Source organism: Rhodanobacter sp. FW104-R8 (assembly GCF_001617365.1).
In the GTDB taxonomy this organism is placed as follows: domain Bacteria; phylum Pseudomonadota; class Gammaproteobacteria; order Xanthomonadales; family Rhodanobacteraceae; genus Rhodanobacter.
On the sequence record NZ_LVJR01000017.1, the window covers coordinates 1 to 24,200 of the forward strand.

The following is a 24,200-nucleotide window of genomic DNA, read 5'->3' on the forward strand; positions in this document are numbered from 1 at the left end:
CACCCGTCCGGAAGCCGACCCGATGCTGCGCTGGTTCGCCTGCCTCCTCGCCCTGCTCGCCTGCGCGGCCGCGCACGCCGCCGACATCCCGGTCTACGGCTACCGGGTCGTGCACGTCTATCCGCACGACACCGGCGCGTATACCGAAGGCCTGTTCTACAAGGACGGCTATCTCTACGAGAGCACCGGCGAGGCGGGTTCCTCCACCGTGCGCAAGGTGGAGCTGGCGAGCGGCGAGACGGTGCAGCGGCACAACCTGCCGGCGCGCTATTTCGGCGAGGGCATCGTCGACTGGAAGGACCGCCTGGTGCAGCTCACCTGGAAGAGCGGGACCGGCTTCGTCTACGACCTGGCCAGCTTCGCGCTGCAACGCAATTTCAGCTACCCGGGCGAGGGCTGGGCGCTGACCCGCGACGACACGCACCTGTACATGAGCGACGGCACGCCGGTGCTGCGCGTGCTCGATCCGGAAACGCTGGCCGTGGTCCGCCGCATCCGCGTCACCGCCGACGGCGTGCCGGTGACCAACCTCAACGAGCTGGAGTGGGTCGACGGCGAGATCTACGCCAATGTCTGGCTCACCGACCGCATCGCGCGGATCGACCCGGCCAGCGGCCACGTGGTGGGCTGGATCGACCTCGGCGGCTTGTTCGACATCAGCCAGCTGCCGGATCCCGGCGACGACGTGCTCAACGGGATCGCCTGGGACGCGCGGCACAAGCGCCTGTTCGTCACCGGCAAGTGCTGGCCGAAGCTGTTCGAGATCCGGCTGCTGAAGAAGCGGCCCGCGCGCTGAGCGCCGGCCGCGTCACAGCGCGTCGAGGTAGGCGGACAACGCCTGCACGTCGGCGGCGTCCAGCGTCTCGACCACGCCCTGCATCACCTTCGCGTTGCTGGTGCCGCTGCGCGCGCCGCTCTTGAAGTCGGCCAGCTCCTTGGCCAGGTACAGCGCGGACTGCCCGCGCAGGCGTGGCCAGCTCGCCCACGGCGGCGGCGGCGCGCTGCTCGGGTGCGGCCGCGGCCCCAGCGCGTCCGCGCCGTGGCAGCCCTGGCAGGGCGGTATGCCCTTGGCGGGATCGCCGGCGAGGTACAGCTGCGCGCCGCGTGACGCGGCATCGGCGCGCCCGGCCGGCTTCGGCGCCAGCGCGGCGTAGTAGCTGGCCAGGTCGCGCATGTCGGCGTCGCTCAGCGCGGCGGCCTGGCCGCTCATCACCGGATCGCTGCGCAGGCCGTCGTGGAACTCCTTCAGCTGCACGTACAGGTAGGTGGCCGATTGCCCGGCCAGGTTGGGGAAATTCGGCGCGATCGCCACGCCCTGCGCGCCATGGCAGGCCGCGCATACCGCGGCCTTGCCCGCGCCGGCCCGGGCGTCGCCGCTGACCGGCTGCATGCGGCGCAGGTCCGCCACCCTGGCCGGCGCGGCGGCGTGAGGCGGCTCCTGCGCCCCGGCGCCTGCGGCAACGCCCGACGCCAGCAGGAACAACAGCAGGAGGCTAGTGCGATACATCATCCCGGCGCTCCTCACAGTTTAAGGTTCAGCATCACGCCGACCAGGCTGACGCTGTAGTGCAGCTGGCCACCCTTGTCGGTATAGATCCTGTGGTCGTAGCTGAGCGTGTTGTCGAAACCGGCGTAATGCCAGTCGCTGAACGCACCGGTTTCGTAGCGGCCGAACACGCGCACGCCGACGCTGCGGTTGACCGTGAAGTTCACCCCCAGATCCAGCGTGTTGGTGCGGTACTTGTTGTCGGGAAAACCGCTGCCGGATGCGGCGACCGCGGTGGGGTCGCGGTAGGCCAGCGCGCCGATCGTGGCGTAGCTGTAGCCGACGTGGCCGAACGAACCGGTGTAGTTGTAGCTGCCGTCCAGGCGCACGCGACCGAAGTCGTGGCTGAAACTCAGGCCCGCGTTGCGGTTGCTCTCGCGGTCCAGTTCCCACCACTGGTTCGCGTACGGATACAGCGGCCCGCCGAGATTCGGATTGGTCTGGCCGATCGTGCCCAACGCCTTGCCGTTGTCCGGCCCGTCCGCATCGTTGACGTTGGAGATGCCCATGCGCGAGCTTTCCGCGCCGAGGTAGGCGTTCACCGTGGTGGCCGGGGTCGGCTGCCAGTCCCACTGCACGGTGGCGCCGGTGGTCTGGGTGTTCTGCCGGCCGATCAGGGCGTCGTAGCGGTCGCGGTTGCCGTAGAAGGTGGCCGACAGCGTGGCCGACTCGCCCCACGGATGGGTGATGATCACGCGCGCCTTGCTCTCGGTGCGGTTGGACAGGTCGTACTTGCGCATGTCGGCAACGGTGTGCACGGCGATGCCGTTGGCCGGTACGACGAAGCCAGGCAGCGACCTGGAGAAGAACTGCTCGTACGGATCGTAGTTGTACCTGTCGCCGTCGCGCCTGGCGTACTCCCAGCTCAGGCGCACGGTGGCGCCGATCACGTCGCGGCTGACCCAGTCGAACTTGATGCGCTGGTCGTCCACGCGCCTGCGCTCGCGGTACTTCGGCCGGTTGTGATCGAAGGTGTAGACGACGCCGAGCGAGCTCTTGCTGCCGAACTGCCAGTCGCCGCCCAGCTCGAAGAGGGTGTCGGTGTAGCCGAACGGGTTATTGCGCACGGTGACGTTGGCCGAACGGTACAGCGGGTTGCGCGAGTCGAAGATGCCGGTCTCGCCCGGCACCACGCTGCCCTGCGAGCCGTTCTCGGAGATGTAGCCGTACTGGCCGGTGAGCGGGTTGTAGGCGAGGTAGCGGGTCTTGTCGTCCTCGCGGTACCAGCGCAGCCCGGCGTGCCAGCCGAACGCGGCGGTGGGATGGAAGCTGACGCGGGCGTCGAGGAGGCCGGTGTCGATGCGTGCGTTCGCGTTCTTCCGCGACAGCGCCGCGGTGGTGTTCCAGTTGGCGCACTGGAAGGTGTAGTTCACCGGCGGCGCGATGAAGATGCCGCCGGTGCCGACGCAGGTGGTGGGCGCCAGCAGCGCGTCGTTCTGGCGCATCGTGCCCCACGCGCCGGCCACGGTGAACTGGCCGTTCCCCTTCAGCTCGCGCGACAGGTCCAGGCGCAGGTTGTGGTAGTCGTTGTCCGGCTCCAGCGAGAACTGGCCGTTCTTGATGTCGGCCACCTGCGGCGTGCCGACCACGTTCCACAGGCGGAACGGGCTCTCGAAGTTCAGGTGATCCTTGTGGTTGCGGAAGAACGAGCCGTTGTAGGTGGCGAGGAAGCGCCACACCTTGCCCACGTTGCGCAGGCTGAGGTTGATATCGGTGGTGCGGAAGTCGATCGGCCGCACCGTCTCCAGCACGCCGCCGTTGTCGGGGAACGGGAAGTTGAAGAACATCGAGCCGCCCCACAGGCGGGTGCCCGTGCGCTTCTCGTTGGTGATCGAAGCCGAGCCGATCCAGTCGCGGTACAGCACGCCCTCGTAACCCAGCCCCGCGCGCGTGCGGGTGAGGCCGATGCTGCGCCGTGGCGTGGCTGCCGATGCCGCGGCCACCTGCGCCGGCGTGCTGGCACCGGCAACCAGCGGCGCGGGGAGGGTCAGGTCGGTGCCGCCGACGCCGTTCCAGATCGGGTAGGCACTGGTCGACACCGTATGCGGCATGTCGCGGTAGAACGCCTCGATCCGGTAGCTGCCGTACCTGCCGCCGCGCAGGCGGTAGAACTGGTCGTCGCCGCTGATCCGGCTGCCGCGGAAATCCACGTAGCTGCCGGTCTTGCGGTTGTTGAAATCGAGCGCGAACAGGCCGAGCACGGCGCCGCTCTTCCAGTCGTCGTACTGGCGGAAGTACTCCGCGTTGCGGTCACCGCCGACATGCAGGTAGCCGAACTGGAGCAGCCCGGCATAGGTCCAGTCGCCCTGGCCCAGCGGCCTGCCCGCATCGGCCATCGGCGGGTACGGATACAGCGCGCCGGTGGGCGTGCGCAGCATGCCGGGATGCAGGTAGGACGTCCCGTCCGGGTCGGCCGGGTACAGCATCGGCGTCCAGCCGCGCAGGTCGAGCCCGTTGCCGTACTGCATGTCGCCCACGCGCATGGTGCCGCTGGTATCGCCGGCCATCGCGCACTGCATGCCGAGCAGGCCGGCCAGCAATCCCAATGCCAGGGCTTTCGGCGTCGTGCGATTTCCTTTCTGCGCAAGCATCGTCGGCCTCCGTCACTTGTGGAACTTCGGTCCGGAAGGATTGTTGGAACCGTGGATGTTGGCGTGGCAGCTCAGGCAGCCGCGCCCCATCAGCCGCTCGTCCGGGTGCGGGCCGGTGCCGAGGCCGGCCGCGCCCTGCAGGTCGTTCGGATGGCGCGTCATGGTGTGGCACTGCTGGCACAGCATCGGGATCGGCGCGACCAGCAGGGTCTGCTGGTTGGAGCCGTGCACGTCGTGGCAGTTGAGGCAGTTCTGCCGCACCGGCGCGTGCTCGAACAGGAACGGTCCGCGCTTCTCGGCGTGGCAGGTGTAGCAGGTCTCGTTGACCGTGTCGGTCTTCAGCAGCGGCTTGGTGATCGAGCCGTGCGGGTTGTGGCAGTCGGTGCAGGCCATCTGCCCTTCCGGCAGCGGCATGTGCGAGCGGCGGTTGAACTTGGCGCGGATGTCCTGGTGGCAGGTCGCGCAGACCTCGTTGATCGACGATTTCGCCAGCACGCCCTCGGGCGACAGCCTGGCCATCGGGTTGTGGCAGTCGGTGCAGGACAGCCCGCGGTTCTGGTGGATCGAGCCGATCCAGTGCTGCCGCGCCCCGCCGGCATGGCAGCTCAGGCACACGCCCGCCTGGGTCTGCGGCGAGGTCTTCGCATCGTGGGTGAAGGCGATGATCTTGCCCGGCGCGGTGGGGTCCTTGGCGTGTTCGGAACCCGGTCCGTGGCAGCTTTCGCAGGCCGCCTGCGGGCCGGTGTTGGCCGCGCCGGCGCGGAACGAGGCCACGTGCAGCGAGTGCGAGGCCTGCACGTTCTCCTGCGCGTGGCAGGCCACGCAGGTCTTCGCACCGACCGCGTCGGCGTTCGGTGCCAGCGGGTTGGCCGGGATCGGCGCACCATCGAACGGCGTGGCCGGGCTGTCGCCCATCGAAGCGAGATGAGGGTTGTTCTGGCGTGCCGCGTTCGCGCCCATGTCGGTGGCCGGCAGCATCCTGGCGATGTCGCTCTGGCTGAGCCCGCTGGCCGGCGCATGCCCGTTGCCCGTTGCGGCGGGGTCGCTCGTTGCCGCCTGCTGGGCCTGCAGGTCCCGGGAGCCCAGCAGCATCGTGGCGGCGCCCAGCATCACGCATAGCAAGGCTGCAAGAAACAGCGAAATCACACGCATGGCTTGGAACCCCTTGGCTAGCGTGAACACCCGATCGCGATCGGCCGGCGGCGCACCCGTCCGGCATGCCCCCCTCGACGCATCCGGCCTTGTCCTGCACCGCAGTATTCCCCTCGGCGAATGAGATTGATAAGCCCTGCGATGTTGCGTTTAATATCCAGGATCAAAGAACAATCCTTCACGATTTTGCAACGCAGCAAGATATTCCGCCGCTTAGCCCACACCCGACAGCGCCATCGCAGGGATGTGCCATGCAGGATCTCAACGACATCTACTACTTCGTGCAGGTAGTGGAACTGGGTTCGTTCACTGCCGCCAGCAAGGCGCTGGGCGTGGCCAAGTCGCAGCTGAGCTTCCGGGTGGCCCGGTTGGAGGCGGGCCTCGGCGTGCGGCTGATCCAGCGCACCACGCGGCGCTCGCACGTCAGCGAGATCGGCCAGCGCTACTACGAACAATGCCGGCAGCTGCTGGCCGCCGCCGAGCAGACCCAGCGCGTCATCGACGAGGCCCAGGCCGCACCGCGCGGGCGCATCCACGTGGCCTGCCCGGTGCTGTTCGCGCAGCTGCTGCTGGCGCCGGTGCTGGTCGACTTCCTGCGGCAGCATCCCGAGGTTCAGGTCGACCTCGACATCTGCCATCACCAGGCCGACGTGATCGCCGGCGGCTACGACATCGCGTTCCGCGTGCGCGATTCGCTCAAGGATTCCAGCCTGGTGATGCGCAGCTACGGCATGGACCCGCAGATGCTGGTGGCCAGTCCCGGGCTGCTGCGACGCCAGGGCCAGCCGCTGCAGCCGGTGGACCTGAAGCGCCTTTCCAGCGTCGGCGTGATCAATGCCGATGGCCGGCATTTCTGGCACCTGCAGGCCGCCGATGGCCGCACCCAGCAGATCGAGCACCATCCCAGCCTGGTCAGCGACGATCTGCAGGTGCTGTACCAGGCGGTGGTCGGCGGCGTCGGCGCGGCGCAACTGCCGCAGTTCGTCTGCCGCGAACCGATCGCCGAAGGCCGGCTGGTACCGCTGCTGCCGGCGTGGTCGCTGCCCCCGGGCAACGTGCACGCGGTGTATCCCTCGCGCCACGGCCACACCCCGGCGCTGCGCAGCTTCATCGACTTCGTGGCGCAGCGCATGCCGCAGGTACTGCGCAGCACCCAATCGGGCGTGCTGGCCGAGAACGCGAAGCCCGGGCCGGCGAACCTGCCCACCGGCTGACGTCGCCGGCTACGCGCCCAGCCGGCGCGCCGCGGCGCGGCCGGCGACCAGGCCGCTGGCGAAACAGGCGGTGAGCAGGTAGCCGCCGGTGGGCGCCTCCCAGTCCAGCATCTCGCCCGCGCAGAACACGCCGGGGCGGGCGCGCAGCATCAGGTCCTCGTCCAGCGCCTCCAGCCGCACGCCGCCGGCCGTACTGATCGCCTCGGCGACCGGCCGCGGCGCGCGCAGGCGCAGCGGCATGGCCTTCAGCCGCGTCGCCAGCGCCGGCGGATCGGCCAGGGTGGGCTTGTCGGTGAGTTCGAACACCAGCGCGCACTTCGCCGCGTCCAGCCCGGCGCGACGACGCAGCCAGTCGCCCATGCTGTGCTTGCCGCGCGGCGCGGCGAGGCGTTCGGCGAGCGCCGCCACGGTACGGCCGGGCACCAGGTCCAGCGCCAACGAGGCCTCGCCGCGTTCGGCAATCTGCCCGCGCAGCTCGGCGCCGATCGCGTAGATCAGGCTGCCCTCGATACCGTATTCGCTGAGCACGAACTCGCCCTGGCGCGAATGGGCCACGCCGTGGCGGTCGACCCAGTGCGCCACCACCGGCTTCAGCGGGGCGCCGGCGAAGCGGCCGGAAAGATGCTCGCTCCACGCCACTTCGAAGCCGCAGTTCGCCGGCTGCAGCGGGGCGATCTCGACGCCCGCCTCCCCGAGTGGCGCCACCCAGGCGCCATCGGAGCCCAGCTGCGGCCAGCTGGCGCCGCCGAGCGCGAGGACCACCGCAGCGGCCGCCGCCGTGCGTTCGCCCTGCGGCGTGGCGAAGCGCAGCGCACCATCGCTCCAGCCCAGCCAGCGGTGGTGCATGTGGAAGGTCACGCCCGATTCGCGCAGGCGATGCAGCCAGCGGCGCAGCAACGGGGCCGCCTTCAGGTCGACCGGGAACACCCGGCCCGAACTGCCGGTGAAGGTCTCCACGCCGAGCCCGCGCGCCCAGCCGCGCAGCGCGTCCGCGTCGAACACGTCGAGCCAGCGCCCCACCTCGTCGCGGCGCGACGCATAGCGTTCGACGAAACGCGCGCGTGGCTCGCCATGGGTGAGGTTGAGGCCGCCCTTGCCGGCCAGCAGGAATTTCCGCCCGGCCGAACCCTTAGCGTCGTACAGGTCGACCGCCACGCCCGCCGCGCACGCGGCCTCGGCCGCCATCAGCCCCGCCGGACCGCCGCCGATGATCGCCAGGCGGTGGGGGTTCGTCCGGTTCATCCGCAGATGGTCGCATGCCGCCCGAACGGAATGAACCGGCGACCGGGCAACCCGGCGGCGATCCGGACCTTCATCGGTTCACCTGACCCGGCGTTTCCCGGCGGCAACCAACTGAATCGGAAATAAACCGGATTAATCAACCGTCCGAATTTTGTGGATTGTCGCGGCCATAACCCGGCAAAAACTACGAAACATATTGCGAAATCGATTCGGATTAATATCGTTCCAAACGCATGGAATTACGCATTCGTCGAACCCCATGCGGGGCCGGATAGACCACGTTTCCCTCCCGCCCGGCCGGACAGGAATGCTCGCAGCAGGCGCGCGCCCAACTCATCCATCTATCTGATACGGCGAATGAAAATCATCATGTGCCGCTCCGGCCACGGGATGCGCCCCAAGCATCCGCACAGGCGCGCCGCGGCACCGCGACGATTGAAAATATTTACGGTGCAGGTATGGCAACGCAATTACCCGATTACGTGATCGTGATCACCGGCCACTTCAAAAAGTCCTATTGACTGGTTTCATCTGCAACTCATACCGTCGCCGCGTTCGCCAATGGGGAGCTTGGCGAATGATTCCGTCGTCACTTCTGCAAGATCATTCCGAATCGGCATTCGACCCCGCGGGCAACTCCGGGAAGGGTCGCGTGCGGGGCGCGGGATCGCAGGCCAGTCCAAGAAAATTCCTTGTGCCGCGTCTGTCCACGGCACTCCATGCATGAGGTCCTCACGGTCCCCATAGGGTCCGTTTGTCCTCAAAAAACCTTGGGAGTTCGAAATGCCAGGCAATTTCCGATTGAAGTCATGGGCCATCGCAGCGGGGGTCGCGATCGCCGCGGCCACCACGCCGGCGGCCGCCTATGCAGCACCCGCGCAGAGCACCGCCGCGCCTGCCGCGGCCAGCAACCCGACCCTCAACCCCTACTCGCCGGCCTATGGCCATGCTTACCGCCATGGCGTGTTTCCCACCAGGGAAGCCCATGCCCGGATGAAGCAGTACCAGGCGCTGCAGGCGGCCACCACCGCCGCCGCCACCGGCCCGCAAACGCTCAGCTACGGCGGCGGCGTCGACGGCATCGGCGTCACCAGCGGCACGCCGAAGGTCTACATCGTGGTCTACGGCAGCCAGTGGGGCACGGCCAGCACCAACGCCAGCGGCAACATGACGCTGTCCAACGACCCGGTGGGCGCGGTGCCCTACCTGGAAAACCTGTTCAAGGGCCTGGGCACCGGCGGCGAACTGTGGTCGGGCGTGATGACGCAGTATTGCGACGGTTCCTCGGTATCCACCGGCGCCACCTTCTGCCCCAGCGGCGCGCCCACCGTCGGCTATCCGACCGGCGGCACCTTCGTCAACATCTGGTACGACAACTCGGTGGCTTCGCCATCGCAGGCCACCGGCGCGCAGCTCGCGCAGGAGGCGATCAAGGCGGCGCAGCACTTCGGCAACACCACCGCCGCCTCGAACCGCTACGTGCAGTACGTCATCCTGTCGCCGACCGGCACGCACCCGGACGGGTTCAACACCCCCACCGGCAGCTTCTGCGCCTGGCACGACTGGAACGGCGACCAGAGCGTGACCTCGCCCGTCGGCGACGTCGCCTTCACCAACATGCCGTACGTCTACGACATGGGCTCCAGCTGCGGCACCGGCTCGGTCAACTCCGGCGCACAGGGCAACCTCGACGGCTTCTCGATCGTCGGAGGTCACGAGTACGCCGAGACGGTGACCGACCAGAACCCGGCGGGCGGCTGGACCAACCACACCGGCAACGCCACCTACAACGGCCAGGAAAACGGCGACGAGTGCGCCTGGCTCACCACGCCGTCGAACGCGGCCACCCAGAACGTGGTGATGGGCAACGGCACCTATGCCATGCAGTCGACCTGGTCCAACGACACCAACGAATGCGACATCTCGCATCCGATCGTCGGCGGCAGCGGCGGCGGCACGCCGGTGGCCAACTTCACCGACACGATCAGCGGCCTGACCGTGAACTTCACCGACACCTCCACTGACACCGGCGGCACCCTCTCGTCGCACGCGTGGACCTTCGGCGACGGCAGCAGCTCGGCCGTGGCCAACCCCAGCCACACCTACGCCGCCGCCGGCACCTACAGCGTGACCGAGACGGTGACCGACAGCGTCAGCGCCAAGACCAGCTCCAAGACGGCCTCGGTGACGGTCTCCAGCGGCAGCCCGTCGCAACTGCTCGGCAACACCGGCTTCGAGAGCGGCGCGGCCTCGCCGTGGGCGATGAGCTCCGGCACGCTGTGCAGCAACAGCGGCTGCTCGGGCGAAGTCGCCCACAGCGGTTCCTGGTTCGCCTGGCTGGACGGCTACGGCACGACCCACACCGACACGTTGTCGCAGTCGGTGGCCATTCCGAGCGGTAAGACCTCGGCCACCCTGTCGTACTACCTGCACATCGACACGGCGGAAAGCGGCTCGACCGCGTATGACACGCTGAAGGTGCAGGTGCTGAACAGCTCGGGCTCGGTGCTCGCGACGCTGGCCACCTACTCGAACGTCAATGCGGCCACCGGCTACGCCGTGCATACGGCCAACCTCACCCCGTACATCGGCCAGACGGTGACGATCAAGTTCACCGGCAGCGAAGACTCGTCGCTGCAGACCTCGTTCGTGCTCGACGACATCACGCTGACCGTGCAGTAAGCGCGATCGGCGGCGCTCGCCGCCGCACGCGAAGAAGCGGATCCAGGGCCCGGCCGGCAACGACCGGGCCCTGTTTCGTCCGCGTCGCCGCGACGCGGCACAGGCACGCTGCGCGGCGCCATCCCGTTGTATGGTGGCGGCTCACCGCCAGCGGATCTTCACCATGCATCGAACCCTGCCGAGCCTGTTCCTGGCCGCGCTGCTCGCGACGAGTGCGTCCCACGCCGCGCCACCCGCCCTGCCGCACGAACAACCGGCGTTGCATGCGCTGGCCGGCGCTCCCAGCGAAGCGGAACTGCGCGCCACGATCACGAAGCTGGTCGGCTTCGGCACCCGCCACACGCTGTCCGACACCAAGTCCGATACGCGCGGCATCGGCGCGGCGCGGCGCTGGGTGAAGGCGCGCTTCGAGGCGATCTCGCGCGACTGCGGCGGCTGCATCGAGGTGGCCACGCCATCACAGGCATTCAGCGGCAAGCGCATTCCGGTGCCGACCGAAGTGATGGACGTGGTCGCGATCAAGCGCGGCAAGGGCGACCCGGACCGGGTGATCGTGATGACCGGCCACCTGGATTCGCGCGTCAGCGACGTGATGAACGCCACCAGCGATGCACCCGGCGCCAACGACGACGCCTCCGGCGTCGCCGCGCTGATCGAGGCCGCGCGGCTGCTGTCGACGCAGGACAACGACGCCACCCTGGTGTTCGCCGCCCTGTCCGGCGAGGAGCAGGGACTGTACGGCGGCAAGGTGCTGGCCGACTACGCGGTGGCGCACGGCTGGCGGGTCGAGGCCGACCTCAACAACGACATCGTCGGCAACAGCCGCGGCCAGAACGGCGTGGCCGATGGCACCACCGTGCGCGTGTTCTCCGAAGGCACCCGGAGCAACGAGACCGCGGCGCAGGCGAACTATCGCCGCTACCACGGCGGCGAGGTGGATTCGCCCTCGCGCAACGTGGCCCGCTACATGGCGGCGATCGCCGACGCGTACCTGCCGGACCTCCAGGTGCGCATGGTCTATCGCACCGACCGCTACGCCCGCGGCGGCGACCAGGTGCCGTTCCTCGAGGCCGGCTATCCGGCGGTGCGGGTCACCGAGGCGCACGAGGACTACACCCGCCAGCACCAGGACCTGCGCATCGGGCAAACCGACCGGGATCGCGGCGTGCACTACGGCGACACCCTCGACGGCATCGACTTCCGCTACCTCGCGCGCGTCACCGCGCTCAATACCCTCACCATGGCCGCGCTGAGCCGCGCGCCGGCGCCGCCGGCCGGCATCGACATCGAGGGCGCCGTGGCCACCGACACCACGCTGACCTGGCACAAGGTGCCCGGTGCCGCCGGCTACCGCGTGCACTGGCGCAACACCACCGCACCGCAGTGGCAGCACGCTTACGCGGTAGGCGACGTCGACCGGGCGGTGCTGAAGGACGTGGTGATCGACGACTGGTTCTTCGGCGTGTCGTCGGTCTCGGCCGACGGCTACGAGAGCCCGGTGGTGTTTCCCGGCGACGCCGGCAGCTTTGCGCGTTCACCGGCGCCGGCCACCAGCGGCGCCGGCCACTGAGCCGCGCCGGCCGGCCCACACGCCGGGCCGGCGGCGAAGCGGGGCATCCGCCGCCTAATCGTGCTGGAACCGCGCCAGCTCGGGACGGTGCAGGCTGAAGCCCTGCACGCCGTTGACGCCCAGTTCGGCCAGCGCCTGCACGGTCTCCCGGTCGGTCACCCACTCGGCGACCACCTGCAGGCCGAGCCGGTGGCCGATGTCGGTGACCGCGCGCACCATGAGATGGCTGACCGGGTCGGTCAGCATGTCGCGCACGAAACTGCCGTCGATCTTGAGGATGTCCAGCGGCAGGTTCTTCAAGTACGTGAACGAGGACATGCCGGCGCCGAAATCGTCCAGCGCGATCCTGCAGCCCACCGCACGCAGCTGCTCCATGAAGCGCACCACCTGCGACAGGTTGCGCACCGCCACGGTCTCGGTGATCTCGAAACACACCCGCGACGGGTCCACCTTGTAGTGGCGCAGCCAGCCGATGATCCGGCCGGCCAGCGCCTCGTCCTCGACGCTGGCGCCGGAAAGATTGATGGCCGCCATGTGCAGCCCCGCGCCTGCCGGATGCAGCTGGTCGAAGTGGGCCAGCGCGGTCTCGATCACCCAGCGGTCGACCGCCGGCATCAGGCCGTAGCGCTCAGCCGCCGGCAGGAACACGCCCGGCACCACCAGCTCGCCCGACTCGTCGCGGAAGCGCAGCAGCAGCTCGACGCTGGGCCCGGCCTCGGCCACCGGCGGTAGCGGTAGCGGCATGATCTCCTGGTAGGCCAGCACCAGCCGGCCCTCGTCGACCGCCCAGCGCAGCCGGTTCGCCCACTCCATCTCGCCGTGCCGGCGCACCGTCTCGTCGTCGCGCTCGGAGTAGAAGTGCACGCGGTTGCGGCCCAGTTCCTTGGCCATGTAGCAGGCGGTGTCGGCCTGCGCCAGCAGGTCCTTCACCAGCACGCCCGGGCGATCGATCAGCACGCCGCCGATGCTGGCACTGACCTGGTAGCTGCGCTGTTCCCAACTGAACACGTAGCCGTCGATGCAGCGGCGCACGCGCTCGGCCGCCTGCTCGGCGGCGGCCCGGTCGGCCACGTTGGCGACCAGCACGCCGAACTCGTCGCCGCCCAGCCGAGCCAGCACGTCGCCGGCGCCCAGCTGCCGGCGCATGACGGCCGCCAGCCGGGCCAGCAGCTGGTCGCCGGCGAGGTGGCCGGAGGTGTCGTTGATCAGCTTGAACTGGTCCAGATCCAGGTACAGCAGCGCAGCGGGCGCGGCGGCGCCGATCTCCTCCAGCGCGGCCTGCAGGCGAAGTTCGAACTCGCGCCGGTTGTACAGCTCGGTTAGCGCGTCGTGGCTGGCCTGGTGGCTCAGCCGCTCAGTCAGCCGGCGCTGCTCGCTGATGTCGCTGGCTACCATCAGCAGCCTGGCGCCCCCGTCCAGCGCGATCCGCGAGATCGCCACGTCGGCCCAGAAACGCGCGCCCGCCTCGCCGTGCAGGGGGGTCTCGGTCCACTCGCCATCGCGCGGCGCGGCACTGCCGAGCCGCGCACGCAGGTCCGGATCCTCGAACAGGTCGGGCAGGCGGCGCTCGACCACATGTTCGCCGAGGCGCGCACGCGCGGCCTGGTTCGCGTAGGTGATGCGCCCGCCATCGGCCTCGGCCAGCAGCACCAGCGCCGGCAGCAGTTCGTTCAGTGCGCGGAAGCGCTCCTCGCTCTCGCGATAGCGGCGGCTCATCCGCCAGCCCAGCTCGAGCGCGCGCTGGCGGGTGCTGACGACGGAGTACACCAGCAGCGCCAGCAGGATGCTGGACAGCACGCCGGCCCACAGGGTCGTGCGGCCCCATCCGCCCGCACCCGCACCGGCGTGGCGCGGCAGCGGCCACATGCGGACGCTCCATACGCGCCCGCCGTAGGCCAGCTTGCGTTCATAGCGGTAGCCGTCGCCCAGCCACACGGCGCCGTGGCCCGAATCGAACAGCGGCAGTGCCTCCGGCCCGGTGACGTCGCTGACCTGCAGGCGCAGGTTGCGCGTCAGCGAATCGGGCAGCGAATTGCCGACCATGCCGTCCAGCCGGAACGACGCCGCGATCGAGCCGCGCATGCGCGCGCGCCGTTCGTCGACGGTTCGCGGCGGCGGACCCGGGCTGTAGATCGGCAGCCGCAGGGTGACACCTTCGCCCACCACGCCGGAGCCGGCCAACTGCAGCGGATGGAACGGCGCCGACAGGGTCGCCCGGTCGCTGTCGCGCGAGGCCAGCAGGGCGGCGAGATTGCGCGGCTGCGTGCCCACATCGAGCCCGACCACGGTCTCGTTGCCGGCCGCCGGTTCGACCCAGCGGGTCACGTAATGCTCGCCGTCCGGCCGCAGTTCGCGCCGGGCGTAGGCCAGGGCAAGCAGGCTGGGGAACTGTTCGCGCGGGCGCATGTTGGCGTAGAAGCCGGCGTATTCGCCCGCGTCCACCTCCTCCGAGGAGAGGAACAGCGATTGCGCGGCGCGCAGCAGCGATTCGGCCGCGCGCAGCCGGCCCTGCAGCGCGACATAGGCCTTGTTGGCCAGCTCGTTGCGGACGAGCGTGCGCTCGGCCTGCAGCCGCTGCTTCTGCTGCTCGTGCACGGCCAGCGCCAGCGAGAGCCCCAGCAGCAGCGCGAGCAGGCCCCACAGGTAGGCGGCCACATGCCACCGCGGGGGTTGCGGGATCACCTGATCGCCTGCGCCGCCGTCATCCGGCGGTACGGGAAGCGAGTCGTCGGGATGCTTTTTGCCGGGCAAGGAGGTCACCGCGCGATGCCGTTCCCGCCGATGGTACACAACCGCACCGGCGCTCATCCACGCGGCGACGGATCAGCGCCCTCCGCGCGGCTTCGCGCGATGCGTCGGCGTGGCGGTCCACGGGTCGTCCGGCCACGGGTGGCGCGGGTAGCGGCCCTTCAGTTCCTTCTTCACTTCCGGATAGGTGCGCTCCCAGAAACCCTTCAGGTCCTGGGTCACCTGGATCGGCCGGCCGGCCGGCGACAGCAGGTGCAGGGTGACCGGGATGCGTCCGCCGCCGACGCGCGGCGTGTCGGCCACGCCGAACAGCTCCTGCAGCTTCACCGCCAGCACCGGCGGCTCGCCTTCGGCGTACTCGAGCCGGCGGCTCTGTCCGCTCGGCACGAGCAGGCTTTCCGGCGCCTGCGCATCGAGCATGCGGCGTTGTTCGTAGTCGAGCCGCGACGCCAGCGCCTGCGACAAGTCCTCCGCGCCCAGCGCGTCGAGCCGGTGCCGGCCGTCGAGGTACGGCGCCAGCCAGTCCTCCAGCGAGGCCAGCAGCGCCGCCTCGGAAACATCCGACAGGCCAAGCTCGGGCATCCACGCGCGCAGCGCCTGCATGCGCGCACGCAGCCGCCGCGCATGATCGCTCCACGGCAACGCGTCGAGGCCCCGGGCGCGCACGGCGGCCAGCAGCGCGGGCAATGCATCGGCAGCTTTCACCGGCACGCTGCGGCGCTCCAGCACGATCGCGCCGAAGCGCTGTTCATCGAACGCCTCGGTGGCGCCGCGTTGGTCGTTCCAGCGCAGCGTGCGTTCGCGGGTGAAGCGCTGCGGGAAGTCGCGCTCCAGCACGCGCGGATCGAACGGCGCGGCGGCGAACACCAGGCTGTCGCGCACGTCCAGGCGCAGGTCCAGCACCACCAGCCAGGGCTCGCCCAGCAGCGCGGTGTCTTCGTGCAGGCGCGCGCCGCGGCCGTTGGCCAGCGTGTAGCGCAGCGGGTTGCCGTCGTCGCGGCGCGCGATGCGGTCGGGGAACGCGTGCAGCAGCAGGTCGCCGACTGCATGGCTGTCCGGCACGCCGCTGGCCGCGGTACATACGTCCAGGCGCCGGCGCCAGCCCTTGCTGGCCTGCTCGATCGCCGCCAGCGCGCCGCTGTCGACCTCACCGCGCGAGGCCGGACCACGGCGGTCGCGCCAGGCATGCAGCGCGGCCACGCGGGCGCGGAAATCGTCGCTGCGCGCCTGCGTGCCACGCAGCGGCGAACGCGCCTCCATCAGCGCCAGCAGGTCGGCGATCAGCGCGTGCAACTCGGACGGTGCGCGCAACGCGGCGGCGCCCAGCCGCGGCGTGGCGCCCAGTTCCAGCATGCGCCGGCCCAGCGCGGTGATGCGCCCATCGGTGTCCAGCGCGGCAAGGCTCACCAGCAGTTCGCGTGCCTGCGCCAGCGCGCCGGACGGCGGCGGATCGAGCCACGGTAGCGCGGCGCTGCTGCTCGCCGTTACGCCCCAGGCCGCCAGCTCCAGCGCGAGCCCCGACAGCTCCGCCTGCATGATCTCGGCCGTGCGCGCCGGCTCCAGCCGCCGGCCCTGCGGCCACAGCCGGTACGCCGTGCCCGCCGCCACGCGGCCGGCACGGCCGGCGCGCTGGTCGGCCGAGGCCTGCGAGATGCTGACGGTCTCCAATCGGGTGAAGCCGGAGTTCGGATCGAAGCGCGGCTCGCGCGCGAGGCCGCTGTCAATCACCGCGCGAATGCCCGGCAGGGTGATGCTGGACTCGGCCACGTTGGTGGCCAGCACGATTCGACGCATGCCCGGTTCGGCGGGAGCCAGCGCCTGCTGCTGCTCGGCCAGCGACAACTCGCCGTGCAGCGCGACCAGTTCGACGTCGTCGCGCACCAGCGTCTGCGCCAGCACCGCCTGCGCGCGCGCGATCTCGCGCCGGCCGGGCAGAAAGGCCAGCACGTCGCCGCCGTTTTCCTCCAGCGCCTGCCGCGCGACGCGGGCCAGCTGATGTTCGACGGTTTCCTGGGTGCGTGCCGGCGGATAGTCGATGCGCACCGGGAAGCTGCGGCCCGGACTGCTGATGCGTGGCGCATCCAGCCAGGCCGCGATGCGCTCGCCATCCAGCGTGGCCGACATCAGCAGCAGGCGCAGATCCGGCCGCAGCGTAGCCTGCACGTCCCGCGCTAGCGCGATGCCGAGGTCGCCGGCGAGGTGGCGTTCGTGGAACTCGTCGAACACGATCGCGCCGATCCCTGCCAACTCCGGGTCGTGCTGGATCAGCCGGGTGAGGATGCCTTCGGTGACCACCTCGATGCGGGTCGCCGCGCCCACCTTCGACTCGAAGCGGATGCGGTAGCCGACGGTCTGCCCGACCGCTTCGCCGAGCTGCTGCGCCATGAACTGCGCGGCGGCGCGCGCCGCGATCCGGCGCGGCTCCAGCATCACGATCTTGCCCCCGGCCAGCCACGGTGCGTCGAGCAGGGCCAGCGGCACCTGGGTGGTCTTGCCGGCGCCCGGCGGCGCCTCCAGCACCAGCCGCGGCTGCGCCGCCAGCGACGCACAAATCTGCGGCAGCAGCGGGGTGATCGGGAACGGAGGCGGCGCACTGCTCATCGCGCGCATGATAGCGGGCGCCGCCGCGCGCCCGCCCCGATCGGTCAGAACATCACTTGGGCTTCGTGCCGGCACCGGCCGGTGCGCGCAGCGGCGCCAGCGATTCGAACTTGCTCTGGTAGTCGTCGGTGATCTGCTTGGCGTCCGCGCCGCCGCGGATCACCCGCGGCGTGATCAGCACGATCAGCTCGGTGCGGTTGCGGCTGCGGCTGGTGTTGCCGAACAGCCGGCCCAGCACCGGGACGCGGTTGAGCCCGGGGATGCCGGTGTCGGTGTTGCCCTCGGCCTGCTGGATCAGGCCGCCCAGCAACACGGTCTGGCCGCTCTGCACGGCCACCTGGGTGGCCAGCTTGCGCTGCGAGATGGCCGGGTTGCCGTTGACCAGCGGCACCGACTTGTCGGCCTGGCTGACCTCCTGGCTGATGTTCATGTAGACCAGGCCGCCGGGATTGATCCGCGGCTGCACGTTGAGGATCACGCCGGTGCTCAGGTAGCTGACCTGGCTGTAGCTGGTGGCCGTGCCGATGCCGGTGTTCACGCTGGTCTGGTTGATCGGGATCTGGTTGCCGACGGCGATGCTGGCCACCTGGTTATTCATCACCACCATCGACGGCGCCGACAGCGTCTTGGTGTTGCCGCTGGTCTCCATCGCGCGCACGGCGACCTGCAGGTCGCTGTTGAGGAAGGAATAGAAGAACGGCTCGCCGCGGAACGCGTTGCCGCCCTGACCCAGGCCGAGCTGGCGGTGCCGGTACGGCTGGCCGGGAACGATGTTGCCGCTGCTGTCGGTGGTGCTGCCGGTCAGCCCCTCCAGGTACCACTGCACGCCGAACTGGAACTCGCCGGTGAGGCTGACCTCTAGGATGCGCGTCTCGATCTGCACCTGCAGCGGCACGTTGTCGAGCTTGTGGATCGCCGACTTGATTTCCTCCCACTGCGACGGCCGCGCGCGCACCAGCAACTGGTTGCTGCCGTCGACCGAGCTGATCCGCACGCTGCCGTCGCTGGAGCTGTACTGCTGTTCGCTGGGCGCGGCGCCGCCGGCCGCGCCGCCGAAGCCGGCCGCGCGGCTGCCGAAAGCTCCGCCCGCACCGCCGCCGGTGCTGTCGCGGCCGCTGCCGCCGACCGTGCCGACGTTGCCGCCCACGCCGATGGGGCCGCTGTCGCGCCCCGCGCCGCCCGGGTTGCCGAAGCTGCCCGCGGTGCTGCCCATGCTGGTCGCGCCGGCATTGTCCGCGCTGCCCAGGGTGGCCGCGGCGAGGCCCGGCCCGACCTGGCCGCCGCTGTCGCCGCCGCCGCTGCCGGCGCCGCTCGCGTAGATCTGCGCCAGGTACCGGGCCAGGTCCGAGGCCTTGATGTTGCGCACGTCGTAGACGAACAGCTGCGGCTCGTTGCCGCCGCCGCGGTCGATGCGGGTGATCCAGTCGCCGACCTCCTGCAGGTATTCCGGCTGGGTGCTGATCACCACCAGCGCGTTGGTGCGCTCGATCGGGATGAAGCGCAGCATGCCGGCCAGCGGGGTATTGCCCTTCTCGCCGAACATGCCGTCCAGCTTCGGCATCAGTTCGCCCACGCTGGCGTACTGCAGGTTGAACACGCCCACCGACATGCCGCGCAGCCAGTCCACGTCGAAGGTGCGTACCATGCGCTGGTAGTTGGCCAGCTCGTCGGGAGTGCCGGACATCACCAGCAGGTTGCGCGCCGGGTCCACCAGCAAGATCGAATCCGCCCGCGCAAACGGCTTGATCAGCTTCTGCATCTCGGTGGCGGAGATGTAGTGCAGCGGGAACAGCCGCGACTGCAGCCCGCCCGTGGGCGCGCTGGCGCCGAGGCTGGGCACCAGGTTGCCGGCCACGGCCTCCTTCTCCGGCAACACCACGTAGCCGCCGTTGCGCCTGACCAGCGCGTTGTGGGTCCACGACAGCAGGGTCTCCAGGATCGGCAGCGCCTGGTCCGCATCCACCGGCTCGGCGGTGGAGAACGAGATGTTGCCCTGCACGCCCGGCGTGATGGTGTAGTTCTGCTTGAGCAGGTCGCCCAGGATCGCCTTGACCACCGCCTGTACCGGCTGGTTCTCGAAATTGAAGGTCACCGAGCCGCCGCCGCTGGCCGCCGGGCGCGGCTGGGCCAGCGCGCCGGGCCGGATGAACTGCCCGCTGCCCCGGCTCACCTGCGACTGCGGTGTGGCCGTGCTGCCGTCCGACGCGCCGTTGTTCAGCGGCAGCGGCGCGGGCACCGGATTCTGCGTGCCGGCCAGCGCCTCGCGCTGCAGGGCACCGTTGTCCGCCGGCGGCGGCAGGCTGGCACAGCCGGCCAGCACCACCACGACGGCCAGCATGACGCTGCGCAGGATTTGCTGAGTAGGCATGCGGAACATGGATCAACGTACCCCTTGATTGGCTGCGGCAGCATCGGCAGCACGACGTTTCTGGATGTTTTCCCTGAGCCGGTCAAGGCTTTTCTGCCGCGCCGGACCCTCCGGCGATGGCGGTGCCTGCGAATCGCGGCCGCCCCTGGAACGCAGGTTCTGCCTTCCGGCCCCGTGCGGGCCGATGCTGATCACCGCATCGGCAGACGCGGCCGGCGGCGGCGCCGCGGTTCCCGCGCCGGCGACCTTCTGCCCGTCGAACGGCGCACCGGCCGGCAGCTTCAACTCGGTCCGCCCCGCGGACGCGGCGAACACCGCCGAACGCGGATGCACTTCCAGCAGGGTGGCGCCGCCGTCCGGCAACGCCTGGCCCTCGCGCACGCGCACCTCGCGATGGTCGCCGTTCCTGTCGCGCAGCAGGGCCATGCGCAGCTCGGGGGTGAGGATGATGCCGGTCAGTTCGAGGTCGCCGAGATTGCCGCCGCCGTCGGCGGCGCGCGCGACCGGCTTGCGGTCCGGGCTGAACAACGGCTTCTGCCAGACCAGCGCGTACTGCTGCAGCGGCACCGGTGGCGGCAGGCTGGCAGGCTGGCCGGCCGGCGGCAGCGACGCCGGCGTGCGCGGCGCATCCCAGCGCACGCCGCGGCCCAGGCCGGCCAGCAGCAACAGCAGCACCGCGCCCAGCAGCACGGCCAGCGCGACCAGCACGGGCGTCAGCTGGCGCTGGTTGGCGGCGTTCATGGCGCGGCTCCCGCGTCGACGGGCGTGCGGCCGGACGGCGCGGCCGCCGGACGCGCCGGACGCACGTAGCCGGACAGGCTGAACTGCACCTCCAGCGCCGCGGTGCCGTTCTGCTGCTGCGTCACCGGGTTGCGGTAGATGCTGAGGTCGTCGACGAACAGGTACGGCGTGCCCTGCTCCAGCGCCTGCAGCACCGCCGCCAGCGGCTCCATGTCGCAGTTCAGGCTGATGCTGACCGCCGCCTTGCGGTACGGCTCGCCGGTGGTCGACGGCGGGTTCGGCAGCGGCATTTTCTGGGTCACCGCGCAATGGCCGCCGCCGGCGCGGGCGGCGACCACGTCGATCACGCGCTGCATCAGGTCGGCCGCGGCGGCGTTCGGATCGGCGGCGGCGAGGAACGCGTTGCTGGCGGCCTGGCCGGAACCGAGCGCGGCGAGCCGCCGCTGCAGCGCCGGCTTCTCGGCGATCGCGGCGGCGTAGCGGCTGTGCGTGTCGCGCAGGTCGGCCATCTCGTCGCGCACCTGCTGCAACGGCACCACGAACCACCAGTGCAGCAGCACCAGATAGGCCAGCCCCAGCGCCAGCAGCAGCAGGATCACCGCCGCGATGCGGCTGTCGCGCGGATTCATCGCGGTGATCTTCATGGCGCGTCCCCGTGGGCCGCCGGGGCGGCCGCCGCCGGTTTCGGCTGGTTCACGCGCGCGGTCATGTAGAAGCGTTCCTTGCCGCTGCTCGGGTCGGGCTGGATGCTGCCCTGGAAGCTGGCACCGGTGATCAGCTTCGAATCCTTCAATGCGTCGAGCAGCTTCACCGCCTGCTGGCTCTGCCCCTGCAGGCCGATCTGGCCGGCGTTGTCGACGTTGAAGCGCTCCAGCCAGGCGCTGTCCGGCAGGCGCTCGGTGACATCCTGCAACAGGCTGAGCATGGCCACCGTATCGTGCTTGCGCCGGGCCAGGAAACCGGCGGCGCCGGCGTCGTCCTGCAGCTGCTGGCGCAGCGCCGCCACCTGCTGCGCCTCGCCGCGCATCGCCTCGACCTCGGCCTGCATCTGCGCCAGCGCCAGTTGCCGGTTGTGCAGCCACTCGCCCAGCACCAGCGCCAGCAGCAGCACGCAGGCGGCGGCCAGCATCAGGTTCAGCCGGCGGCGCGGGCGGGCGCGATGCGGCACCTGTTCCGGCGGCAGCAGGTTGACGCCCAGGCGGCCGTCGCCCGCCGCCACGTCCGCCGCGTCGACCGCGATGCCCTGCGCCTGCAGGCGCGCGAGCAGCGGATCCAGCGTGCCGCGGGTGACCACCACCAGTTCCGCGTTGAGGCGGCCGGGCGCGGCGGGCGCGGCCGTTTCGCGCACGGCGTAGTACACCTGCGCCACGGTGAACGGGGTCTGCCGGTCCATCTCGAAAGCGGCGACCTGGCGCAGGTTGTCGCGCGCGACCAGCGGCAGCGCCAGCGTGCGCCGCAACACCGCCGCCGCCGGCAGCAGCAGCGCCAGGCGCAGATCCTCGCGGTCCACCCGCTGCAGCGCCGCGCCCAGCGCGGCGGCCGGCGCGGGGGCGCCGTCGTCGTTCCAGCTCGCCAGCACATCGCCCTGGCCGCTGCGGCGCAGGGTCCATGCCGCGTCGGCGTGCTGCAGCAGGTGCCAGTCCGCGCCGCTGCCGAACCAGCCGTACCAGCGCAGCGGCAGCAGGCCGCGCAGCTCGCCGCCCCACCAGCCCAGGAACGCGGGCAGCGGCGAAGCGCGCCAGCCGCGGCGTGCACGATCCAACAACGGCCGCAGCGACTGCATTGCCGTACTCATTCCGCCTCCCCCTCCTGCCAGCGCAGCACGGCATACGGTTGCACCTGCCCCTCCTGCAGGCGAATCGTGGCGCGCAGGACCGCACGCGTGCCGTCGGCCAGCGTGGCCTCCGAACGAATACTATGCGCGGTTCCGCCGTTGAGGACCAGCCGCGGGTCGTCCGCATTCTTCCGCCGTGCGGCCTGGATCTCGTTCATCCGTTCGGGCGTCATTCCGGGGATCGCGGCCAGCGCCAGGGGCGGCGCAATGTTCGGGTCCGGGCTCGGGTTGCCGGACCAGATCGTTACCGCCGGCGCCACCTGCCGGTACAGCGCCGGGGTCATGCCCAGCACCATCTGCAGTTCCTCGATGCTGGCGAACGGGCCGCCGCGCGGGCCGTAGCCGTGCCCGGCTGCCAGGTAGGCGGCGCGCTGGCTGGCGGCCGCGCCTTCGAGGAGGGGCGGGCTGCGCCAGTCCACCACGCGGCCGGCCAGCGCCTGCGCCGCGGCCTGTTCCAGCCCGGCCGCCTGGAACAGGCCGCGCAGCACCTCCGGCGAGGCGGCGTTGAGATCGACCTTGCCGCCTTCGTCGATCGCGCGCACCACCACGGTGGCCTGGTCGTAGTGGAAGGTGTAGGGCCGGCCATCGCCGATCCAGTGCTGCGTCGGCTGCGGATCCCGCAAGGCGTACAGCGCACGCATCAGGCCGGCCTCGGCGGCGTAATGCGCCTGGGCCTGGGCGAACGCGTAGCGGGCCTGCAGGCCTTCGGTGCGCACCAGCGCGGCGTAGCCGCCGAGCAGGATCGCCAGCAGCGTGCACGCCCACAGCACCAGCAGCAGGGCGACCCCGCGCTGGCCGGCACGCCGCGGCAACGGCCGGCGGCTCATCGCCCCCTCATGCCGGGCAGGTTGACCAGGAGCGGATTCGCCCGCAGCGGCACGTCCAGCTGCGGCCACGCCATGCCACCCTGCGCCTGCAGCTCGATGCGCACCAGCTGCGGCATCCGGCGGCCATCAGGCCATGTCGTGGACCATGGGGCAGGGTCGCCCTGCTCGTCGACCCCGCGGTAGCTGAAACCGCCCTTGGCGATGCGATCGAGCAGCACCTGCGGCTCGCCCAGCGGCTGCGGCGGCTGGCCGTCCGGCGGCAGCAGGGCCAAGCTCAGCTCCAGCCGCAGCCCGTCGTGGCCGTCGTCGACCAGTTGCAGCCGCTGCAGCTGCGGGCCGAGCTTGCCGAGGTAGCCGGGCAGCGGGGCCACGTAACGCATCTCGCGCGCGCTGCCCTCGAAATAGATCGGCTCGCCATGGTCGGTGCGGCCGATCGGCTGGACCATGCTTTGCGCCAGTTCGCGGCGCAGGAATTGCTGCGCCGAACGCACCTGGTCGACCCGCTCGATCGCCGCCGTGCCCGAGCGCACGCTGCGGGTGGCGGTGCGCAGGCCCGAATACACGCCGACCAGCAGCAGCGCCAGCAGCACCAGCGCGGCGAGCACTTCCAGCAGGGTGAAGCCGGCCGCGCGCTTCATCGGACGGCCTGGGCGTTGCCGGCGGGCATCGGCGTGCCCAGCCGCAGCGTGCGGAAGTGCGCCGTGCGCGGATGCGCCGGCGGCCCCCACGACACGGCCAGGTCGAGCTGGTAGAGCTGCAGCGACGCACCGGGCGCGGCCGGGCCGGCCGCGTTCCACGGCGTCACGTCGAGCTGCCAGCGGTACTGCCGGTCGAAGCGGCCGGCATGCTGGCCCGGCTTCACCGCCTCGCCCACGAACGCGCTGTCGAGCAGGCTGCGTGCATGCATCGCCACTTCGCTGTATGCGGCCGCGTTGCGGCCCAGCGCGATGGATGCGCCGGCCACCTTCATCAGCGCGGTGAACGCGATCGCCAGCAGCATGATCGCGGCGATTACCTCCAGCAGGGAAAAGCCCTGCTGGCGGGATTGGGGATTCGGGATTCGGGATTCGGCAAGGCGCGCCAG

Annotated in this window: 17 protein-coding genes; 4 read left to right on the top strand and 13 right to left on the bottom strand. The window is 70.6% G+C overall.

Going from position 1 to position 24,200, the window contains the following annotated elements; genetic code table 11:
• Window positions 1-22: 22 nt before the first annotated feature.
• The gene (locus RHOFW104R8_RS04125) at window positions 23-796 is read left to right on the top strand and encodes a glutaminyl-peptide cyclotransferase (RefSeq protein WP_068097499.1); all 774 of its coding nucleotides are present in this window, start codon (window positions 23-25) and stop codon (window positions 794-796) included.
• Between the two features lie 12 nt (window positions 797-808).
• Here the strand turns inward: RHOFW104R8_RS04125 and RHOFW104R8_RS04130 are convergent, their stop codons facing one another.
• Genes RHOFW104R8_RS04130 through RHOFW104R8_RS04140 form a run of 3 tightly spaced genes read right to left on the bottom strand, consistent with a single transcriptional unit; the run spans window position 809 to window position 5,289 of the window.
• Window positions 809-1,510, bottom strand: coding sequence for a cytochrome c4 (locus RHOFW104R8_RS04130; RefSeq protein ID WP_068097504.1), 702 nt, complete (start codon window positions 1,508-1,510; stop codon window positions 809-811).
• 11 nt (window positions 1,511-1,521) lie between these two features.
• Window positions 1,522-4,137, bottom strand: a complete 2,616-nt coding sequence (locus tag RHOFW104R8_RS04135; protein ID WP_068097506.1) for an MtrB/PioB family outer membrane beta-barrel protein — start codon at window positions 4,135-4,137, stop codon at window positions 1,522-1,524.
• A gap of 12 nt (window positions 4,138-4,149) precedes the next feature.
• Window positions 4,150-5,289, bottom strand: coding sequence for a DmsE family decaheme c-type cytochrome (locus tag RHOFW104R8_RS04140; protein ID WP_068097509.1), 1,140 nt, complete (start codon window positions 5,287-5,289; stop codon window positions 4,150-4,152).
• Between the two features lie 251 nt (window positions 5,290-5,540).
• On the opposite strand from RHOFW104R8_RS04140, the gene RHOFW104R8_RS04145 reads away from it, so the two are divergent.
• Window positions 5,541-6,503 carry a LysR family transcriptional regulator gene (locus RHOFW104R8_RS04145; RefSeq protein ID WP_068097511.1) on the top strand — a complete coding sequence of 321 codons (963 nt, stop codon included), beginning with the start codon at window positions 5,541-5,543 and terminating at the stop codon, window positions 6,501-6,503.
• A gap of 9 nt (window positions 6,504-6,512) precedes the next feature.
• Here the strand turns inward: RHOFW104R8_RS04145 and RHOFW104R8_RS04150 are convergent, their stop codons facing one another.
• The gene (locus tag RHOFW104R8_RS04150) at window positions 6,513-7,745 is read right to left on the bottom strand and encodes a TIGR03862 family flavoprotein (protein WP_082823517.1); all 1,233 of its coding nucleotides are present in this window, start codon (window positions 7,743-7,745) and stop codon (window positions 6,513-6,515) included.
• 801 nt (window positions 7,746-8,546) lie between these two features.
• Between RHOFW104R8_RS04150 and RHOFW104R8_RS16855 the strand changes: the two genes are divergently transcribed.
• Both RHOFW104R8_RS16855 and RHOFW104R8_RS04160 read left to right on the top strand, forming a co-directional pair.
• Entirely contained in the window at window positions 8,547-10,427 is a 1,881-nt protein-coding gene (locus RHOFW104R8_RS16855) for a PKD domain-containing protein (RefSeq protein WP_235604362.1), read from the top strand.
• Window positions 10,428-10,590: 163 nt separating this feature from the next.
• Window positions 10,591-11,997 carry a M20/M25/M40 family metallo-hydrolase gene (locus RHOFW104R8_RS04160; RefSeq protein WP_068097613.1) on the top strand — a complete coding sequence of 469 codons (1,407 nt, stop codon included), beginning with the start codon at window positions 10,591-10,593 and terminating at the stop codon, window positions 11,995-11,997.
• 54 nt (window positions 11,998-12,051) lie between these two features.
• Here RHOFW104R8_RS04160 and RHOFW104R8_RS04165 read toward each other — a convergent pair whose 3' ends face one another.
• The 9 genes from RHOFW104R8_RS04165 to RHOFW104R8_RS04205 form a co-directional block, all read right to left on the bottom strand.
• Window positions 12,052-14,679, bottom strand: coding sequence for an EAL domain-containing protein (locus tag RHOFW104R8_RS04165; protein ID WP_235604361.1), 2,628 nt, complete (start codon window positions 14,677-14,679; stop codon window positions 12,052-12,054).
• A gap of 141 nt (window positions 14,680-14,820) precedes the next feature.
• Window positions 14,821-17,355 (bottom strand): ATP-dependent helicase HrpB, encoded by a 2,535-nt coding sequence (gene hrpB, locus RHOFW104R8_RS04170; RefSeq protein WP_407071427.1) that lies wholly within the window; start codon window positions 17,353-17,355, stop codon window positions 14,821-14,823.
• Window positions 17,356-17,398: 43 nt separating this feature from the next.
• Window positions 17,399-19,723, bottom strand: a complete 2,325-nt coding sequence (gene gspD / locus RHOFW104R8_RS04175; RefSeq protein WP_068097514.1) for a type II secretion system secretin GspD — start codon at window positions 19,721-19,723, stop codon at window positions 17,399-17,401.
• 3 nt (window positions 19,724-19,726) lie between these two features.
• Window positions 19,727-20,455 carry a general secretion pathway protein GspN gene (locus RHOFW104R8_RS04180; protein WP_068097517.1) on the bottom strand — a complete coding sequence of 243 codons (729 nt, stop codon included), beginning with the start codon at window positions 20,453-20,455 and terminating at the stop codon, window positions 19,727-19,729.
• Complete coding sequence (gspM, locus tag RHOFW104R8_RS04185; RefSeq protein WP_068097520.1) at window positions 20,452-21,099, bottom strand: type II secretion system protein GspM; 648 nt, start codon at window positions 21,097-21,099, stop codon at window positions 20,452-20,454. The genes RHOFW104R8_RS04180 and gspM overlap by 4 nt, the downstream gene beginning before the upstream one ends.
• A complete protein-coding gene (locus RHOFW104R8_RS04190; protein WP_068097523.1) occupies window positions 21,096-22,250 on the bottom strand; it encodes a PilN domain-containing protein in 1,155 nt (384 codons plus the stop codon). The genes gspM and RHOFW104R8_RS04190 overlap by 4 nt, the downstream gene beginning before the upstream one ends.
• Entirely contained in the window at window positions 22,247-23,116 is an 870-nt protein-coding gene (locus RHOFW104R8_RS04195) for a general secretion pathway protein GspK (RefSeq protein WP_068097526.1), read from the bottom strand. The genes RHOFW104R8_RS04190 and RHOFW104R8_RS04195 overlap by 4 nt, the downstream gene beginning before the upstream one ends.
• Window positions 23,113-23,754, bottom strand: a complete 642-nt coding sequence (locus tag RHOFW104R8_RS04200) for a prepilin-type N-terminal cleavage/methylation domain-containing protein (protein WP_068097529.1) — start codon at window positions 23,752-23,754, stop codon at window positions 23,113-23,115. The genes RHOFW104R8_RS04195 and RHOFW104R8_RS04200 overlap by 4 nt, the downstream gene beginning before the upstream one ends.
• Entirely contained in the window at window positions 23,751-24,176 is a 426-nt protein-coding gene (locus RHOFW104R8_RS04205; protein ID WP_407071428.1) for a prepilin-type N-terminal cleavage/methylation domain-containing protein, read from the bottom strand. The genes RHOFW104R8_RS04200 and RHOFW104R8_RS04205 overlap by 4 nt, the downstream gene beginning before the upstream one ends.
• Between the last annotated feature and the right edge of the window lie 24 nt (window positions 24,177-24,200).